The sequence below is a fragment of the Streptomyces sp. NPDC042336 genome, assembly GCF_055581985.1.
Window position 1 is genome coordinate 15,643 of sequence record NZ_JBVJEA010000024.1, and the last position, 18,026, is coordinate 33,668.

Sequence of the window (18,026 nt, forward strand, 5' to 3'; positions counted from 1 at the left end):
ATGTTCAGTATCAATCTCGATGTCGGGCAACGTAAGGGCAGCGCTAGGGTCAGGTCAACGGTCCTGACGAGAAGGAATCGAAGTGGACATGAAGCCGGAAGACCGCCGCGTCCGGCGGACGCGCGCCGCGCTCCGCCAGGCCCTGGTCGAACTGGTGCTGGACAAGGGGTTCCAGGCCATTACCGTCGAGGAGATCACCGAGCGGGCCGACATCGGCCGGGCCACGTTCTACGCGCACTACCGGGACAAGGAGGATCTGCTCGTCGGCATCGTCCGCGACCTCGCACAGGACCGCGAGCGTCTGCTGCCGGCCGTTCGCCAGGCGCACGCCCAGGGTTTCACCGGCCTGCCGGTCAAGTACATCTTCGAACACGCCACCCGGGAGCGGGACGTCTACCGGGTGATCCTGCGGGGTGAGGGCGACGGGAGGGCGCTGCGGGAGTTCACCGAACTCATCCGCGCCCACGCGGAGATGGCCTTCCGCGACCGGGCCGAGCAGCTCGGGGTGGAGCCGAGGATTCCGCTCGGCATCGTCGCCCGCGCGTGGACGGGAGAACTCATCTCGGTGCTGAGCTGGTGGGTCGAGAACGACACGGGTTACACCGCCGAGCAGATCACCGCCCACCTGCGGGACCTGTCCGTCTACGGACGGGTCTGGGCCACGGGGCTGACTCCGGTGGACGCCCCCGGGGCCGTTGACCTCCCCGGGGGGCCGGGTGTCGCATCCCCGTAGTCGACGGGTGCGGCGACCCCTTCCTCCGTTTCTGAACAGCGTGTACGGTACCGAACTCGTGATGAGCTGATCCCGAACGAGCGGAGCGACACGTGACCGGTACGGACTCACTGGCGGACCTCGTCTGGGCACGAGGGTTCACGGACTCGGCCTGGGTGCGACGACACACGACGGCGGGCCGGGAGATCATGCCCAGCCGTCGCGTCTGGCGGGGCCCGGACGGCCCCGGTGATCTGCCCGCCACGCCGCCCGGTGCTCTCGACGACCTGAGCGTCACCGGCTCCCACGGCCGCACTCTCCCGCTGTCGGAACTGCTCGCCGATGCCGAGACGGACGCCCTGCTCGTGCTGCACCGGGGCAGGCTCGTCCACGAGCAGTACCTGCACGGCTACGAGGCCCACGTCCCGCACTTCAACGCCTCTGCCGCCAAGTCCTACCTCGGTCTCCTGGCCGCGACCCTCGCCCACGAGGGACACCTCGACCGCGGTGCCCAGGTCGCCACGTACGTGCCCGAACTCTCCGGCACCGCCTTCGGGGACGCCCAGGTCGACCATCTGCTGCACATGGGCACGCGGATGAGCTACGCCGGCCGCCCGTACGACAAGGCCCTCGAGGCGCAGCGCTACTTCGCCGTCCTCGCTCCGCGACTGCGCCCCTACGGCTACTCGGGACCCGTGACCATCCGCGAGCACCTCGCCACCGCCGGGGCCACGGGCAAGCCCGGTACGGAGTTCCGCTACGAGAACGGCAACGTCGAGGCGCTCGCCGAGGTCCTGCGACGGATCACCGGCCTCAGCACCTCGGCGCTGATGTCCGAGATGATCTGGTCCCGGATCGGGGCGGAGGAGGACGCCTACTATCTCGTCGACGCGGACGGCACCGAGGCGGCCTGCGGCGGCTTCAGCGCCACCGCACGCGACGTGGCCCGCCTGGGCGAACTCGTCCGCTGCGGCGGGGCCGTCGGCGACCGCCAGATCCTGCCGGAAGCCGTGACCGCTCTCGTCGAGGGTGTCCCCGATGGCTACCCGCGCCGCGTTCGCTTCCCCGCGGCACCGCCCGACTCGCCGGCCACCCTCTCGTACCACGACCTGTGGTGGATCCTGAACGACACCCACGGATCGTTCATGGCCAGCGGCATCCACGGCCAGCGCCTGTTCGTCTCACCCGCGCTGGATCTGGTCGTCGTCCACTACGCCTCCCAGGTGGTCTCCCCGGCGGTGCCCCAGGCCCCCCTCGTCCAGGCGTTCCTCTCGATAGGCACGCATCTCAACGCGTAGGGCGCGTGCCGGCGGGCTGTCGGTCGCCCAGGGTCCGAGTGAGGGCGGCCAGCCGCTCGGTGCGGCGTGCGGCCGGGTCGGTGGTGCGGGTGGTCCAGGCGATGTGACCGTCGGGGCGGACGAGGACCTCGGTCGTCCCACGCAGGTCCGGGTGGTCGTCGTAGCCGGTCACCAGGGCGGAGGTGACACGCGCGTCGCGGTCCCGTCCCGCGGTCGCCGTGGGGCCGGGTGCCAGGTCCAGGTGGACGAACCGGGCGGTGTGCAGGAGGTCGTAGACCCGGGTGGCGGGCGAGCCCGCGGCCGTCAGCGCGATGTCGGGCATCCGCCGCCCCACCAGGAAACCGGCGTCGGGGTCCGCGGGACGGTAGGCGGTGTCCAGGGCGGAGACCCGGCCGGCGAGCGTACGGTTGACCTGGTCCTGGCCGAGGAGTTCGTCCATCAGGCCCCGCAGGGCGGCGGCGGGTCGCTCGTACCGGGGGACCAGGGTGAGCTCCATGAGGAGGGTCTGGATCTCCGTGTTCTCCGTCACCTTGCGGCCCACCGGGCGGCGCTCGGCGTCGTAGCTGTCCAGCAGGCCCGGCGGCGCCCAGCCCCGGATCGCGGCGGCCAGCTTCCAGCCGAGGTTCACGGCGTCCTGGAGGCCGGTGTTGAGGCCCTGGCCGGCGGCCGGGAAGTGGATGTGGGCGGCATCCCCGCCACCAGGAGGCGGCCGGCCCGGTACCGGTCGGCGAGCCGCGTGGCGTTGCCGAAGCGGGAGAGCCAGCGGGGGCCGGCGACGCCGAGGTCGGTGCCGCACGTCCGGAGCAGGCTCTGGCGGAACTCCTCCAGGGTGACCGGTTCCGCGGCCGGCACGCGCATGCGTTCCGGGTCCACCAGGACCAGCCGGGTGACGCCGTCCTCCAGCGGAGCGACCAGCACGCCCGCGGCCCGGGTGGCGTCCAGGGCCGCGGGGCCGGTGTCCATGACCGCGAAGTCGCCGAGTACTCCGGTGAGCGTCTCGTCGGTGCCGGGGAAGCCGATGCCGGCGGCCCGGCGCACCACGCTGCGTCCGCCGTCGCAGCCGACCGCGTACTGCGCCCGGACGGTCTCGACGCCCTGGGGCCCGCGCACCTCCGCCTCGATCCCGTCCTCGTCCTGGCGCACGCCGGTGACCTCGTGGCCGCGGGTGATCCGCACTCCCAGCTCGGCCGCCCGCTCGGCCAGCAGTGCCTCGGTGCGCGCCTGGGCGATGAAGAGCGTGTAGCCGTGCCGGGAGTCGAGCCGGGAGAAGTCCAGCCGGGTCGGAAGCTGGGCGAAGTGCCAGCCGGGGACCGTGCGGCCGAGGGGCAGGAACCGGTCGAGCAGGCCCCGCTGGTCCAGCAGCTCCAGACTGCGCGGGTGCAGGGTCAGCGCCCGGGAGTCGCGCTGCGGCTCGGTGCGGCGCTCCAGGATCCGGGTCCGCACGCCCGCCAGGGCCAGCTCGCAGGCGAGCATGAGTCCGGTGGGGCCGCCGCCCGCAATGATCACGTCGTCCTTCATGGAAGGTCGCCCTCTCTTGCCGTAAGCAATTAGTGAACAGCGTTCACGTGAACGATGTTCACTATACTGCGGGGCATGAATTCCTCGTCAACCGGCCGGACGCGGGGGCGCCCCTCCCGCATCGACAGCCCCCGCACCCTGCGCACCGCACTGGAGCTGCTGGACGAGTCGGGCCTCGACGCCCTGACCATGCGGCGTCTCGCCGACGCGATGGAGGTGCGCGCCGGAGCCCTGTACCGCTACTACGCCACCAAGCAGGAACTGCTCACGGCCATGTCGGAGCAGATGCTGGAGGGCGTCACCGAGAAGGTCCTGGCGACCGACGGCGACCCGTGGCACGAGAGGGTGGCGGACTTCGCGCGCGCCCTGCGAGCGGCGCTGCTCAACCACCGCGACGGCGCGAGGGTGTTCGCCGGCACCCACCCGACGGGCGGCAACGTCCTCGGTTTCTCCGACGCGCTGGTCGGCGTCCTGCTCGACGCGGGCTTCCCCGCGGACGACGCGGCCCGGACGCTGTACACGCTGTCGAACTTCACCGTCGGTCACACCCTGGAGGAGCAGGCCGCCCAGTCGGAGGAGAACGGCGGACCGGCCGCCGCCGGACTGCTGCGCTCCGCGGTGACGGACGGCTCCTACCCGCACCTGCACGCCGCCTTGTCCGCGCTGGCCAGCACGGACTTCGACCGCCACTTCGAGTACGGGCTCGGCTTGCTGATCGACGGCCTGAAAGCGCGCCGTCCGGCTTGAGACGGCCGGCCTCCGAGATCCGACGCTCCGAAAGCGGGCCGGCCAATGGGCCGGCCCGCTTTGTGTTGCGCCTCAGAGGCGTGTACGAGAGCTCACCGGCTGCCGGTCAGGCGCGGTCGTGGAGGGTGATGTGGTAGCCGTCGGGGTCGGCGAAGGTGAAGGTCCGGCCGAAGGGGCCGTCGATCGGCGCGGACACGATGGTGTGACCGTCGGCGACGAGAGCGTCGTGGATCGCCTGGACGTCGGTGGCGTGGAGCCAGATCGCGGCACCGATGCCGGGCCGGCCGACGGACGAGAGATCGGTGCCGGGCGCGAGGTCGCGGACGGCGAACGCGATCGGCTTCGTCTCGAAGACGACGGCGTGCGGAGGTCCCGCCTGCGAGCGGACGAGGCCGAGGTACCGCTCGTAGAACGTCTGCGAGGCGTCGAGGTCGCGTACCTGGAGCGAGATGAAGTCGGGGCCGGTGGCGGGCATGGTGATGCTCCTTCGCTTCGTGTCAGATTCCTGACACGCGCCAACGTATGTCAGAATACTGACATGAGTCAAAAGGGTGCCGGCGTCGACCTGGACAAATCACTGGGCTACCTGCTGAAGGAGGCTTCGAGCGCCCTGCGCGCGGCCATGGAGGAGGTGCTGCGACCGCTCGGGATGAACGTGACGCACTACTCCTGCCTCGAGCTGCTGGCCCAACGGCCGGGCCTGTCGAATTCCGAGCTCGCGCGTGGGGCGTTCGTGACACGTCAGACGATGAACGTTCTGCTCCAGACCCTGGAGCGAGATGGCTACGTGACCAGGCCCGCGGAGGCGCCCGTCGGGAAGGCTCTCCCCGCGCGCCTCACGCCGCGCGGCCGACGGAGCCTGGAGCAGGCGACCGTGGCGGTCCGGTCCGTCGAGCTCAGAATGCTGTCCGGCATGACCGAGACCGAGCAGGCAAGCGCGTTCCGCAGCCTGCAGAGCATGATTCGTGCTCTCCGTGAGGGCGACGACGGAGCGCAGTGACCGGTTGGGCCGGCGGCAAGTGGCCGACGTGGGCGGCTTCAGTCCTTGGCGGGGTGCAGCTTCAGCTGCCGATTGACGAAGAGCTGCACGAAACCGCAGCGCAGGCAGATCAGCCCGGTGGCGGTCTCGTCCGCCCAAGCCAGATTGAACAACTCTCCGCCTGTGCTGTTGAGTTTCACCCCTCTTTCGCGGAAGACATCGCTCTCGCAGACCTGACACGTGAGCCACATCTCTCCGAGTGAGGCCCGCACCGCTTTGGCCATCGCATCCCCTTTGCCCGGCTCAGCACCGTGGCTGAGCCATCAGCGCTCCGTCGTTCCCGTCCCGGTCATCTTTGATCATCGTCGAGCAACCCGCACTCCGGGAGGGTACTTGAGCAAGAACTGAGCCCGGGTGCCCGCAGCAGGCGCTCCGGCCCCCGCAGTTGACGGCCTGGAAAACAGGGGTGCGACCGGCTGGGATGTGGTGATAGGCAGGCGCTGTGACGAAGAGTCTTGAGTTTCCCGCCCTGCTGCGCCTGATCGACGAGCGGTCGGCCGCCTTCCGAAGCGCGGTTGCCGCGGCGCCCGGCCTTGACACGCCGGTACCCTCCTGCCCCGAGTGGACGCTGTCCGATCTGGTGCGGCACCTGGGTACGGGCCAGCGCTGGTGGGCCGCGATCGTCGCCGCGGGCCCGGCCGAGGCTCCGCCGGCCAAGGATGCCGCGCAGGCGCCGCACGAGCTCGAGGCGCTGCTGGCCTGGTACGCCGAGTCGAACGAGCTGCTGTTGAGCACGCTGCGCGAGGCCGGCCCGGAGCGCGAGTGCTGGGCGTGGTGGAGCGCCGGCCTGTCGCCGGCGAATGCCCGGGGCGTTGCCCGGCGCCGGGTGCACGAGGTGCTGGTGCACACCTACGACGCCCAGCTCGCCGCAGGCGCCGTGCGGCCGATGCCGGCGGACATCGCGCTCGACGGCGTGGCCGAGTTCCTCGACACCTGCAACTCCACCCCGGCGGCCTGGCCGCACGAGGCCGCCACCATCCACTACCACGCCACCGAGGGGCGCTCCTGGCTCCTGGCGCTGGACGGCACGGGCGCCTGGCCCGCACCCCTCACGGACGACGCCGCGCCCGCCTCCGCTTCGGCCACGGGCACGGCCGAGCAACTGCTCCTCTTCGTCTGGGGCCGGCTCACGCTGGGCGACCTGAGGATCGAGGGCGACCGGCAGGTGTTCGAGCGGCTGATCGCCTGGGAGCCCGAGGAGTAGCCAGTCATGGTCCGTCGCTGATGCGTAACCCGGTCCGCTCGACTCCCTGACCGGCGACGAATGCGGATGACGGCAGGCGTGGTGCTGAACTAGCGTCTCTCCCATGCTTTACGCACCCGAGGACACCGACGACGAGCCCGGTGTCACCGTCCGCTGCCAGGACAACTCGTCCGTCGGCGTGACCTTCCGCGACCGGTTCGGCCTCGACGCGGATTCCGTGCACTACGCCGTCGAACTGCGGGCCCCGGGACTGACTTCCCGTCTCGACGAGGTCGTCGCCTGGAGCGGGGACAGCGATCTCGCCCCGTTCCTGGAAGGACTCGCCGCAGACCACCGGGGATGGGACGGCGAGCGGAGCTGGCAGACCAACGACCGGGACTTGGCGGTGTCGGCCGCTTTCCGGCCCGGCGGGCACGTCGGGCTGACGTGGACCCTTCGTCCATGGCCGAAGGGCGCCGGTGGCTGGTGCGCATCGGTGACCACGTGGCTGGAGGCCGGCGAGCAGATGGCATCCTTGGCCGCTGACGTCCGGCACTTCCTGGCCGGGGAACAGCAGTCACCGCCGGGGCATGAAGCGGACGAGGCCACTCGGGCGGCCTCGGCGCACGATCAGGGCAGGGTCGCGCCATGACCGAGCTGAAGCGGCTGCATGCCGACCACGCACCGGCGGTCCTGGCCTTCGAGCTGGAGAACCGCAGCTACTTCGCTGCCTCGATCCCCGACCGCGGCGACGACTTCTTCGACCAGTTCACCGACCGGTTCAACGCGTCGCTGGCCGAGCAGGAGGACGGTGTCTGCGCCTTCTACGTGCTCGTCGCCGAGGACGGCTCGGTACTCGGCAGGTTCAACCTGTACGACTTGGAGGACGGTACCGCCAGACTCGGCTACCGCGTCGCGGAGCGGGTCGCCGGCCGGGGCGTGGCGACCGCGGCCGTCCGCGAGCTGTGCCGGACGGCGTCGGCGACGCACGGCCTGCGCACCCTGCTGGCGGCCACCTCCCACGACAACGCGGCGTCCCGGAAAGTCCTGGCCAAGGCCGGGTTCGTCCCGGTCGGCCCCGCTGCCCCGGCCGATCTCGGCGGCGAGTCGGGCACGTGGTTTCGGTGTGACCTCCAGCCGTAGATCTTGATCTTGCCCGTGGGCCGGCTGCGGCGAGGCGCGGAAAGAGGAAGAAGATGGCCCGGACGGGAACGACGGCGGTGGTGGCGCTGATGCCGGACGCCGAGCCGCTTTTGCGGCTGGCCGCCGAGGAGGACGGGCGGGCGGTGCGACCGGGCGTGCCCGCACACGCCGCGCTGCTCTATCCCTGGCTGCCCGCCGACGAGGTCGACGAGGCGCGGCTGCACCGGCTGCGGGTCGCCCTGCCGGTCGGCCCGGTCCGCATCAGGCTGGCGGCGGTCGAACGAACCGGCGGGTTCGTCGGTGTCCCGGTGCCCGAACTGAGCCGGGTGGCCGACGCCGTGCGTACGGCATTCCCGGCACAGGTCCCGTACGGCGGCCGGTTCGGTCCCCGTCCACCGGTGCACGTCACCGTCGCCCTGGACGCGGCACACCGGGCCGCCGCCGACATCGCCCGCCGTACCGCCGCCGCGTTGCCGATCACCACCGAGGTCAGCACCTTGCACGTGGTCGGCCTCACCCGCACGGGATGGCAGGGTCTCGCCGAACTACCGCTCAGTCACTAGCCGGTCAAGTCGGGAACGCTGGTCGGACGCGCGCGGTCGCCCGCCGGCGCGTACCGGGCGGGAGCACCGGCGCGTTCGCACAAGGACGCGGCCCTTTACCGCACTGCCTGCCACCAGGTGGCCCGAATCCCTGACTTCAGCCTGATCTCGTCCACAGCACAGCGATCCGGCCAACCTCCTTCGGTTTCCGACCTTCCGGACAACCGAGCATCCGACCACTCCCTCTCACAGCGCGGGCACAGCACGTGCCCGCCTGCTTCCTTCCCACCGCACCCCCCCCAGCACCTGAAGGACGAGGGATCGATGACCAGAACGCGCACCACCCGGCTGCGGCGCCCCCTGCTCGCGGGCACCACGGCCGTCGCGGCCATGGCCGTGACCGCCGGACTCGTGGCCGCCACGGCGGAGCCGGCGAAGGCGGCGACAGGGCCCAAGCTGAGCCTCATCGCCGCGACCAACTCGCTCACGCTCACCTCCTGGAAGGAGGACCCGGGCGTCTACCTCGACCTCGGCACCTACCTCACCGCCGAGGGCAGGCCGCTGGAGCTGAAGGTGACCCGGAAGTCCTACAAGGACCCGGTGACGATCACCCAGACCGTGTACGAGGGCGGCAAGGCCAAGGCCAAGACGTTGCCCAAGGGCACGGTGAAGGACTTCTCCGGGCTGCCCGGCTTCGCGGAGATCACGGTCACCGACAAGGCGGGCAAGAAGGTCCTCAGCCGGACCGAGGACTTCTGCCCGAACAACGCCAGCGGCCGGGTACGCCCCGACGCGCCCGCCACCTCCAAGTATCCCGAGAGCTGCCCCACGAACCCGTTCACCCTCGGTTCCGTCTGGGGCGTCGAGAAGGGCTGGGCGGCCAACACCTACGCGGGTTCCTACACCGAGCCCGTCTCGCTGGCGGCCGGGACCTACACCGCCAAGGTCGGGGTCGCCAAGAAGTACCGCGACCTGTTCGGCATCGCCGACAAGCCCGCCACCGTCAAGGTGACCGTGGTGGAGCGGAGTTACGAGGACGACGAGGGTGCCGCCCAGCCGGCCGCGTCCCGGTCCGCGACGGCGGGGGAGCACGCCGGTCACGAGGCCGCCCACCAGGCCCCGTCCGCGCACGCGGGCCACGGGCCGGGGCATGCCCCGACACCGGCCCAGGCCGCGGCGCCGGTCACGAGCGGGGCGAGTCCCTCGTACAACGTGGGCCACGGTCCGCTCAAGGCGGCGCCGCCCGCCCTGCCGTGGGCGCTGAAGAAGAAGCAGGCCGCGCGCTCCATGCCGGTCGGCGACAGGGGCGGCCAGACCGACGGCTCGCGCAAGGCCCCGGCGCTCCAGCCGCTGGCGAAGCGGCCCGCCGGCAAGCCCTCCGTCCCGGACGTCCCCAAGCCCGACCTGCGCTCGCTGCCGGCCTACGGCATCGTCGTCACCGACGGGGAGAAGGACATCCCCGGCAAGGACTACCTGGCGTTCAGCGCCAACGTGTGGAACGCCGGTCCGGCGCAACTGGTGGTGGACGGCTTCCGGTCGCCCGGCAAGGCCAAGATGGACGCCTACCAGTACTTCTACGACGCCAAGGGCAAGCAGGTCGGTTACGCCCCGACCGGCACCATGGAGTGGGACCCGCGTCCGGGCCATGTGCACTGGCACTTCACCGACTTCGCCAGCTACCGGCTGCTGAAGGCGGACAAGAAGGAGGCCGTGCGCAGCGGCAAGGAGGCCTTCTGCCTGGCCAACACCGACGCGATCGACTACACGGTGAAGAACGCCAACTGGCACCCGTACAACACCGACCTGTCCACCGCCTGCGGGGAGGAGAACTCCATCTCCGTCCGCGAGGTGCTCGACGTCGGCTCCGGCGACACCTACTCCCAGGACCTGCCGGGCCAGTCCTTCGACATCACGGACGTTCCCAACGGCACGTACTACATCCAGGTACTGGCCAACCCCGAGAAGCGGCTCAAGGAGACCGACCTCGGCAACAACAGCGCGCTGCGGAAGATCGTGCTCGGTGGCAAGCCGGACGCCCGGACCGTGACCGTGCCGGCCCATGAGCTGGTGAACGCGAACTGACCTGACCTCGGGGCGTCAACGCCCCGCCGCGTCGAAGAGCCGGCGGCCACCAGCGGTGGCCGTCGGCTTCGTCGTTCCCGTCCCGGAGTCATCGATGGGGTGGTACCAACCGCTCCCGCAGCGCGGTCAGTTGATGTGAGTGCTCGACGGCGCGCGTCTCGTCCAGGGTGGTCAGGGCGAGCAGCAGGGCATCGGCGACCAGGAGGCCCGTCAGGGACTCGTTGGTGTTCCCGGTGGGTGTGTGCGGCGCGGTGAGCACGGCGTCGACGCGGTCACCGAAAGTCTCCCCGAGTTCATCGGTGATCAGGACGGTGGTGGCCCCCACCGCTCGCGCCCGTTCCACCAGCACGGTCAGTTCGTGCAGGTGCCGGGCCGGCTGGAAGACGACCACCGCGTCCCCCTGGGACAGGGGCAGCAGATCGTCGGCGAAGGCGAATCCGGTGGCTCCGCTGAACCGGGAGCGGCGCCCCACCCGGCCGAGGGACAGGGCGAGATGGCGGGCCCCGAATTCGCAGGCGGCGACGCCGTAGCAGAGGACCTCACGGGCCGAGGCCAGTGCCTCGACGGCCCGTTCGAAAGACTTCGTACCGGTCAGGTGCCTGGCCTGCTCGATGCGCTCCTGCGCCTCGTCGAACACGTCGCCCCAGATGCTCTCCAGGTCCTGGCCCACGTGGGAGATGCGCTGCCTGAGCCGGACCTCGGGCGCCTGTGAAGCGGTGAAGTCCGCGGCCAGCTCCCGTTTGAGGGCCGGGAGCCCGGCGTACCCCAAGTGCTGCAAGGCGCGGACGACGGTGGCGTTGCTGGTGCCGCTGGCGGTGCCCAGCTGCTGGGCGCTGGCGAACATGATCTGCTCCGCGGGCGCACTCGCGAGGTACTGGGCGACGGTGCGCTCGGACGTGGAGAGCTCCTCCCACAGATCTCGGATCGCGGTCCGCAGACGGGCCAGCCCGCCGGGACCCACACTGCCAGCCTCTGGAACATCCATTACGCCTCTTGACTTACTCGGTTTCGTGGTTACGCTCTGAGCAACTTGTTCCAATGACGTTCATTCTTGGAACGAATATTACAGCACCGTTGTCCCTCCCGAGGAGTCCTGTCATGCACCACGCCCTGCCGGTCATAGAGATCTCCGGGACACCGGCGGAACGCGGGCGGCAGTACGGCGAAGCGGTGCGCTCCCGCATCGGTGAGGCCATCGGTTACTACACCGAAGCCTTCGGCGAGGCGTCCGGACTGTCCTGGGACCAGGTCACGGCCCGCGCCCGGCTCTGGCTGGAGCCGGTGCGCGAGCACGCACCCGAACTGGTCGAGGAGATGCAGGGGATAGCCGACGGAGCGGGCGTGGGCCTGCTCGACGTACTGGCGCTCAACGCGCGGGGCGAGGTCATCTACGACTCCACCTTCAGCCGGCTGTCCGAGGACGAGGAGGCCGCCGAGGGCTGCACCTCCTTCGCGGCCTACGGACCCGCGAGCGGCGACGGCCATGTCTGGGCCGGGCAGAACTGGGACTGGCGGGCCGCGGTGGCCGGCACCGTCGTGATGCTGCGCGTCGTCCAGCCCCCGAAGCCGACCCTCGTCATGCAGGTGGAGGCCGGTCAGATCGGCCGCCAGGGCGCCAACTCGGCCGGTATCGCGCTCAACGCCAACGGTCTGGGCGGACGTTTCGACGACACCGTCGGTCTCCCGCAGACGGTCATCCGCCGCAGCGTGCTGGACCAGGCCAGCATCAGTGACGCCCTGCGCGTGCTGAGCCGCACCCGCGCCCACATCGCCGGGAACGCGCTGCTCACCTGCCGGGAAGGCTTCGCCATCGACATGGAGACCACCCCGGCCGGACACCGCTGGATGTATCCCACCGACGGCCTGCTGGTGCATGGCAACCACTACCAGGCCGGCATCCCCACCGCCCTCGCCGCCGACTACCGGCCGCTGGCCGCCGACTCCCTGGTCCGCGTACCCCGCGCCGAGCAGGGGCTGCGGCGGCTGCGGGACTCCACGGGCCCCGACGAGTCCCGCAAGACCATCCAGTGCGCCATGTCCGACCACCTCGGCTACCCCGAGTCCCTGTGCACCCACCCCGACCCGCGCAGGTCGCCCGTACGGCAGTGGCAGACACTCGTCTCCTCCTGCGTCGACCTGACCTCCGGTGACTACCACGTCACCGCCGGCACCCCCTGCGACCGCGACTACCAGCACCTGCCCTGGAACCTCTACGACGGCCCCCACGCCCCCCATTAGACCGGATCGAAGGTCACCGGCAATCCCCCCACCCCCAGAAACGAGCAGTCTCCGCACCACCCTTCCCGCTCAGGAGCCACCGTATGAAGTTGAAGACCTCGATCACCGCCCTCGGGCTGGCGGGCGTGACGGTTCTCGCCACCGCCTGCAGCGGCGCCGACACCGGCCGGTCCGGGGGCACGGCCCGTGACGTGACCCAGTTGGAGCTCACCCCGACCACCGCCGCGGCCACCGGCGAGGTGGACAGCGTCGACTGGCTGCTGGAGGACGAGCCCGACTCCCTGGACCTCGACACCCAGGGCGGCAGCGCGGGCCGCACCGTGCTCACCAACGTGTGCGAGCGCCTGTACCAGTTGCAGCCCGACATGACCGTACGGCCGTGGCTCGTCGACAAGGCCGCCCGGCCGGACGCCAAGACCCTGGTCCTGACCGTGCGCGAGGGCGTCACCTTCCACGACGGCACCGCCATGACCGTCGACGACGTGCTGTTCAGTCTGCGCCGCCACGCGGACCCGGACATGTCCGAGGCCGACGAGTTCGAGAACGTGACGTCGATGAAGAAGACCGGCGCGCACCAGATCACCGTCAGGTTCAAGGAGCCCGACGCCCTGTTCACCAAGGCGCTCGCCGGCGACGCCGGACTCGTCTACCAGCAGCAGCGAGTACAGGAGCAGGGAGCGGACTTCGGCACGCCGGGCCAGGCCGACGCGTGCAGCGGTCCCTACCGGCTCGCTTCCTGGAAGTCGGGCGACTCCGTCACCCTGGAGCGCTACGACGCCTACTGGGGCGACAAGGCACTGACCCGGAAGGTCGTCTTCCGGTGGGCCGAGGACAGTGCCATGGTCAACGCCCTTCGCACCGGCGCGGCCGACGGCGCCTACACCGACTCCGTCGGCACGGCCGCCGCCCTCGACGGCAAGAAGGGCATCGACCTGCACTTCGGGCCCAGCACCGCGACCCTCGACCTCATCCCCACCGAGCGCGGCGGACTCGCCGACCCCGACATCCGCAAGGCCCTCTCCCTGAGCCTCGACCGCACCGGCATTGCCAAGTCCGGCTACGGCGGCCTGGCCCAGCCGTGGGCCACCCCCGTCGGCTCCGGCGCCTGGGGCTACGAGAAGTCCGTCTTCTCCGCGGCACAGGAGGACCTGACCGGCGCCCCCGCCTCGCCCACCTCCGCCGACATCGCCCAGGCCAAGAAGCTCGTCCAGAACGCCGGGCACCGGCCCGACGGGCCGGTCGTCATCGGCACCGACAGCACACAGGGACGCCTCGTCATCGCCAACGGCGTACGCGCCGCACTCCAGCAGATCGGCCTCAAGGCCCGGATCAAGACCGTGCCCTCCGCCGAGTACGGCGAGTTCTACGGTGACAAGTCCGCCCGCGCCGGCATCGACGTCCTGGTCGCCGACTGGTACATCTCCAAGAGCGACCCCGTCGGCTTCTACGACAACGGCGTCTCCGGCGACTCCAACAACTGGGTCGGATTCCACAGCGCCGCCTACGACAAGAAGGTCGAACAGGCCAAGCGGACACTCGACGACGCCGAGCGAGCCGAGCTGGTCGTCGACATCCAGCGCCGGTTCGCCGACGCCGCCGTCTGGATCCCCGTGGCACAGACCCCCACCACCCTGGTCCTCAGCGACAGGCTCACCGGCCCTCCGGCCTCGATGGCGTACCTCTACCACCCGTGGGCCGCGTCGCTCGGCGCCAAGAAGGGCTGAGCCCATGATCGTCCGTATCGGCAGACGGCTCGCCGGACTCCTCGCCACCCTCCTCGCGTCGTCGTTCGTCATCTTCGCCGCGATCTACGCCGCCCCCGGCGACCCCGCGGTCTTCCTGGCCGGCGGCCGCGACACCCTCACCCCCGAGCGCCTGGCCGCCGTACGCGAGCAGTACCACCTCGACGAGCCCCTGGTCGTCCAGTACGGCCGGTGGCTGTGGGACTGCCTCCACCTGGACCTGGGACGCTCCTTCCAGTACGGCGACGAGGTCGCGGACCTGCTCGCCGCCCGCTTCCCCACCACCCTGGAACTCGTCGCCTACGCCACCGTTCTCTTCGTGGTCCTGGGCGTCGGCGCCGGCGCGCTCGCCGCGCTCAACCGGGGCCGCTGGATCGACTCGGCCGTCGTCGGGGCCACCACCCTCACCGCGTCCGTGCCCTCCTTCGTCGGCGGCATCGCCCTGGTCGCGCTGTTCGGCGTGCGACTGGGCTGGTTCCCCGTCACCGGCAGCGGAGAAGGACTGGTCGGCACCCTGCACCACCTCACCCTGCCCGCCGTCGCCATGGCCCTGGGCGCGCTCGCGGTCGTCAGCCGGGTCACCCGGCAGGCCGTCGTCGACGCCGACGGAGCCGACCATGTCGCCGTGGCCCGCTCATCGGGCCTGCCCGAGCGGGAGATCGTCCGACGCCATGTGCTGCGCAACGCCCTCGGTCCGATCGTCACCATGTGCGGTCTGGTCACCGCAGGCATGCTGGCCGGCACCGTGGCCATCGAGACGGTCTTCGGCCTCAGCGGCATCGGCTCCCTGCTCGTCGGCGCCATCAACAGCCACGACTTCCCCGTCGCCCAGGCCGTCCTGCTGCTCATGGTCACCTGCTACGTCGTGGTCACCACCCTCGTGGATCTCGCGCACCCGCTGCTCGACCCGCGCCTGAAGTCGGCAAGGAGCTCCGCATGACCGCCGTACCCGCCGACGCCCCCGCCCCGGTCCGGACCGTACGGCGCGCCCGGCGCCCGGTCGCCGCGCTCGTCGCCACCGGCTTCCTCGTCCTGGTCGTGCTCGCCGCCGTGTCGGCCCCGCTGCTCGCGCCGTACGCACCCGACGCCGTCGACCTGTCGTCCTCCCTGGTCGGCACCGGCGGCGAGCACCTGCTCGGCACCGACGCCTCCGGCCAGGACCTGCTCTCGCGCGTGCTGTACGGTGCGCGCACCAGTCTCATCGCTCCCGTGCTGCTGCTGGCGCTCGCCGCGGTCATCGGGGTGAGCCTGGGCACCCTGGCCGCCTGGCGGGGCGGCTGGATCGACGCCTTCGTCTCCCGTCTGACCGACGTGATGTACGCCTTCCCCGGGCTGCTGTTCGTCGTACTGATCATCGCCGTCTTCGGCACCGGCATGACCACCTCGGTGCTCGGCCTCGGACTCGCCTTCGCGCCCACCATCGCCAAGTACACCCGCAGTGTGGCCCTGGCCGAGCGCGCCAAGCCCTACATCGACGCCTACCGGGTGCAGGGCATGGGCGGCGCACGGATCTGCGTACGCCACCTCGTGCCGAACCTCGCCCGGTCGATCGCCGGATACCTGGTGGTCCTCTTCGGCGAGGCACTGATGAGCCTGGCCACCCTCAGCTACCTCGGCTTCGGCACCCAGCCGCCCAGCTCCGACTGGGGACTGATGGTGCAGGAGGGCCAGTCGGCCATCGTGCAGGGCGCGCTGCTGCCCGCGCTGGTGCCCGGCACCGCCATCGCCGCCGTCGTCGTCGCCTTCAACGTCGCCGGGGTGCACCTCGCCGACCGGCTCGGAACCAGGAGGTAGCCACCCCGTGCTGCTCGACATCGACCGACTCACCGTCCACCTGCCCGGCGCCGCCCGGCCGCTCCTCGCCGATGTGTCCCTGCGCGTGGCCGCGGGCGAAGTCGTCGGCCTCGTCGGCGAATCCGGCTGCGGGAAGTCCACCACCGCCAAGGCCGTCCTGCGCGTCCTGCCCGACGACGCCGCGGCGCACGGGCGGGTGACGGTCGCCGGAACCGACGTGCTGACCATGACCCCCGCCGCGCTGCTCGAACACCGCGCCCGGCGCGTGGCGATGATCCACCAGAACCCGCGCTCGGCCCTCAACCCCGTGCACCGCGTCGGCGACTTCCTCGTCGAACGCCTCCTGCACGCCGGCGCCCGCGACCGCCGCACCGCCCGCGACCGCGCCGTCGAACTCCTCGACGGCGTCGGCCTGAACGATCCGGCGCGCCGCCTGCGCCAGTACCCGCACGAGATGTCCGGCGGCATGCTCCAACGCGTCGTCATCGCCGGTGCGCTGGCCGCCGACCCGGACCTGATCCTGGCCGACGAGTCCACCAGCGCCCTGGACGTCACCACCCAGGCGGAGATCCTCGCCCTGCTGCGCGATCTGGGGCAACGGCGGGAGACCGGCATGCTGTTCATCACCCACGACCTGCACCTGGCCGCCGCGTACTGCGACCGCGTGTACGTCATGTACGCGGGCCGCGTCGCGGAACACCGGCCGGGGCGGAGCCTCTTCGACCACGCCCGCCATCCCTACACCCGCGGACTGCTCGACTGCTCACCCGAACTCGGCGTGTCCCGCCCGCTGCGGCCCATCCCCGGCCGGCCCCCGTCGCTCGCGGACGGATCCGACGGCTGCCCCTTCGCCGCGCGGTGCCCCCAGGCCGAGGACGCCTGCGAGGTGTGGACCCCACGGGCGACAACACTTCCCGACGGCGGCGAGGCCGCCTGCCGCCGGCTGCCCGAAGCAGCGGCGGCCACCGCCGGAACGACTGCGAGGAACATCCTGTGACCACCGCGAAAACCGTCCCCCCGGCCCCGCCGCTGCTCGTCGCCGAAGGGCTGCGCAAGACCTACCGGCTCCCCGGCGGAGACAGCCTGGTCGCCGCGGACGACGTGTCGTTCACCCTGCCGAGGGGCGGGGCGGTGGGCATCGTCGGCGAGTCGGGCTCCGGCAAGACGACCGTCGCACGCATGCTCGTCGGACTCGTCCGGCCCGACGCGGGAACGATCTCCGTCGACGGACGGGACCGGACGGCGGGCCGACGCCGCGGCCGCGGGGAACGCCTCGCCCGGGCCCGGGAGATCCAGATGGTCTTCCAGGACCCGTACCTCTCACTCGACCCCCGGCTGACCGCACGCCAGTGCCTGGCCACCTCGCTGAGCCTCCACGACGCGACCGACGTGGACGGACGGATCGGGGAACTCCTGGACCGGGTCGGCCTCGGCTCGCGCGAGGCCGGCGCCCGCCCGCACGAGATGTCGGGCGGGCAGCAGCAGCGGCTGGCCATCGCCCGCGCCCTGGCGGTGAACCCGCGCGTCCTCGTCCTGGACGAGGCGGTGGCCGCACTGGACGTGTCCATCCAGTCGCAGATCCTGCGGCTGCTGGTCGACATCCGACAGGACACCGGCCTGGCCCTCGTCTTCATCAGCCACGACCTCGCCGTGGTCCAGCACGTCACCGACGAGACGGTGGTGATGCGACGCGGCACCGTCGTCGAACAGGGCCCCACGAAGCGACTGCTGACCGCTCCCGAGAACGAGTACACCAGGTTGCTGCTCGCCTCGGTTCCCCGCCGCGGCTGGGACCCGGCAGCCGCCGTGCAGGCCCGCAGGACCGCCACGGCGGACGGCCGGCAGCCGGTCCCCGGGAACGGGACTCCTCCGGAGTCGACCCGCTGAGGACCGGTGCTCCGAGGCACGAACCGCCCACCCCGGCGGGGAGAACGGCCAGGAGTTGCGCTGTGCGGGCCGCCGTGACCGGAGGCATGGTGAGGCTCAAT

Annotated in this window: 18 protein-coding genes and 1 pseudogene; 15 read left to right on the forward strand and 4 right to left on the reverse strand. The window is 71.3% G+C overall.

From position 1 onward, the window contains the following. The first annotated feature begins 88 nt into the window (after positions 1-88). Positions 89-733, forward strand: coding sequence for a TetR/AcrR family transcriptional regulator (locus ACZ6IM_RS34210; RefSeq protein WP_052838760.1), 645 nt, complete (start codon positions 89-91; stop codon positions 731-733). A gap of 92 nt (positions 734-825) precedes the next feature. Further along, positions 826-2,010 carry a serine hydrolase domain-containing protein gene (locus ACZ6IM_RS34215; protein WP_052838609.1) on the forward strand — a complete coding sequence of 395 codons (1,185 nt, stop codon included), beginning with the start codon at positions 826-828 and terminating at the stop codon, positions 2,008-2,010. Here the strand turns inward: ACZ6IM_RS34215 and ACZ6IM_RS34220 are convergent. Then, positions 2,000-3,528 (reverse strand): annotated as a pseudogene (locus ACZ6IM_RS34220) (monooxygenase). The gene ACZ6IM_RS34215 and the pseudogene ACZ6IM_RS34220 overlap by 11 nt on opposite strands. Positions 3,529-3,603: 75 nt before the next feature. On the opposite strand from ACZ6IM_RS34220, the gene ACZ6IM_RS34225 reads away from it, so the two are divergent. Beyond that, positions 3,604-4,275: a TetR/AcrR family transcriptional regulator gene (locus ACZ6IM_RS34225; RefSeq protein ID WP_469562061.1), complete on the forward strand. Its 672-nt coding sequence runs from the start codon at positions 3,604-3,606 to the stop codon at positions 4,273-4,275. A 106-nt stretch (positions 4,276-4,381) separates the two neighbouring features. On the opposite strand, the gene ACZ6IM_RS34230 is transcribed toward ACZ6IM_RS34225, so the two are convergent. Beyond that, complete coding sequence (locus tag ACZ6IM_RS34230) at positions 4,382-4,750, reverse strand: VOC family protein (RefSeq protein WP_052838606.1); 369 nt, start codon at positions 4,748-4,750, stop codon at positions 4,382-4,384. A gap of 63 nt (positions 4,751-4,813) precedes the next feature. Between ACZ6IM_RS34230 and ACZ6IM_RS34235 the strand changes: the two genes are divergently transcribed. Continuing rightward, positions 4,814-5,275: a MarR family winged helix-turn-helix transcriptional regulator gene (locus ACZ6IM_RS34235; protein ID WP_052838605.1), complete on the forward strand. Its 462-nt coding sequence runs from the start codon at positions 4,814-4,816 to the stop codon at positions 5,273-5,275. 38 nt (positions 5,276-5,313) lie between these two features. On the opposite strand, the gene ACZ6IM_RS34240 is transcribed toward ACZ6IM_RS34235, so the two are convergent. Beyond that, on the reverse strand, positions 5,314-5,538 hold the full coding sequence (locus tag ACZ6IM_RS34240; protein WP_052838604.1) for a hypothetical protein: 225 nt from the start codon (positions 5,536-5,538) through the stop codon (positions 5,314-5,316). A gap of 218 nt (positions 5,539-5,756) precedes the next feature. Between ACZ6IM_RS34240 and ACZ6IM_RS34245 the strand changes: the two genes are divergently transcribed. The 5 genes from ACZ6IM_RS34245 to ACZ6IM_RS34265 all read left to right on the forward strand — a co-directional run bounded on the left by ACZ6IM_RS34245 (position 5,757) and on the right by ACZ6IM_RS34265 (position 10,264). Then, a complete protein-coding gene (locus ACZ6IM_RS34245; RefSeq protein ID WP_052838603.1) occupies positions 5,757-6,518 on the forward strand; it encodes a maleylpyruvate isomerase family mycothiol-dependent enzyme in 762 nt (253 codons plus the stop codon). 103 nt (positions 6,519-6,621) lie between these two features. Continuing rightward, a complete protein-coding gene (locus ACZ6IM_RS34250; protein WP_469562065.1) occupies positions 6,622-7,149 on the forward strand; it encodes a DUF6228 family protein in 528 nt (175 codons plus the stop codon). Continuing rightward, complete coding sequence (locus ACZ6IM_RS34255; RefSeq protein WP_052838602.1) at positions 7,146-7,640, forward strand: GNAT family N-acetyltransferase; 495 nt, start codon at positions 7,146-7,148, stop codon at positions 7,638-7,640. Before ACZ6IM_RS34250 ends, ACZ6IM_RS34255 begins: the two co-directional genes overlap by 4 nt. A 53-nt stretch (positions 7,641-7,693) precedes the next feature. Further along, a complete protein-coding gene (locus ACZ6IM_RS34260; protein ID WP_469562068.1) occupies positions 7,694-8,203 on the forward strand; it encodes a 2'-5' RNA ligase family protein in 510 nt (169 codons plus the stop codon). Between the two features lie 303 nt (positions 8,204-8,506). Then, positions 8,507-10,264: a lysyl oxidase family protein gene (locus ACZ6IM_RS34265; RefSeq protein ID WP_469562071.1), complete on the forward strand. Its 1,758-nt coding sequence runs from the start codon at positions 8,507-8,509 to the stop codon at positions 10,262-10,264. Between the two features lie 88 nt (positions 10,265-10,352). Here ACZ6IM_RS34265 and ACZ6IM_RS34270 read toward each other — a convergent pair whose 3' ends face one another. Then, the gene (locus tag ACZ6IM_RS34270; protein WP_052838600.1) at positions 10,353-11,249 is read right to left on the reverse strand and encodes a MurR/RpiR family transcriptional regulator; all 897 of its coding nucleotides are present in this window, start codon (positions 11,247-11,249) and stop codon (positions 10,353-10,355) included. A gap of 113 nt (positions 11,250-11,362) precedes the next feature. Here ACZ6IM_RS34270 and ACZ6IM_RS34275 point away from each other — a divergent pair, with 113 nt between their 5' ends. The 6 genes from ACZ6IM_RS34275 (at position 11,363) to ACZ6IM_RS34300 (ending at position 17,925) form a co-directional block, all read left to right on the forward strand. After that, positions 11,363-12,502, forward strand: a complete 1,140-nt coding sequence (locus tag ACZ6IM_RS34275) for a C45 family autoproteolytic acyltransferase/hydolase (RefSeq protein WP_052838599.1) — start codon at positions 11,363-11,365, stop codon at positions 12,500-12,502. Positions 12,503-12,585: 83 nt separating this feature from the next. Next, on the forward strand, positions 12,586-14,226 hold the full coding sequence (locus ACZ6IM_RS34280) for an ABC transporter substrate-binding protein (RefSeq protein ID WP_469562076.1): 1,641 nt from the start codon (positions 12,586-12,588) through the stop codon (positions 14,224-14,226). Between the two features lie 4 nt (positions 14,227-14,230). Next, positions 14,231-15,184, forward strand: a complete 954-nt coding sequence (locus ACZ6IM_RS34285; protein ID WP_052838597.1) for an ABC transporter permease — start codon at positions 14,231-14,233, stop codon at positions 15,182-15,184. Further along, the gene (locus tag ACZ6IM_RS34290) at positions 15,181-16,038 is read left to right on the forward strand and encodes an ABC transporter permease (protein ID WP_469562079.1); all 858 of its coding nucleotides are present in this window, start codon (positions 15,181-15,183) and stop codon (positions 16,036-16,038) included. The genes ACZ6IM_RS34285 and ACZ6IM_RS34290 overlap by 4 nt, the downstream gene beginning before the upstream one ends. Before the next feature lie 7 nt (positions 16,039-16,045). After that, positions 16,046-17,035, forward strand: a complete 990-nt coding sequence (locus ACZ6IM_RS34295) for an ABC transporter ATP-binding protein (protein WP_052838595.1) — start codon at positions 16,046-16,048, stop codon at positions 17,033-17,035. Further along, on the forward strand, positions 17,032-17,925 hold the full coding sequence (locus ACZ6IM_RS34300) for an ABC transporter ATP-binding protein (protein ID WP_052838594.1): 894 nt from the start codon (positions 17,032-17,034) through the stop codon (positions 17,923-17,925). The genes ACZ6IM_RS34295 and ACZ6IM_RS34300 overlap by 4 nt, the downstream gene beginning before the upstream one ends. The last annotated feature ends 101 nt before the right edge of the window (positions 17,926-18,026 follow it).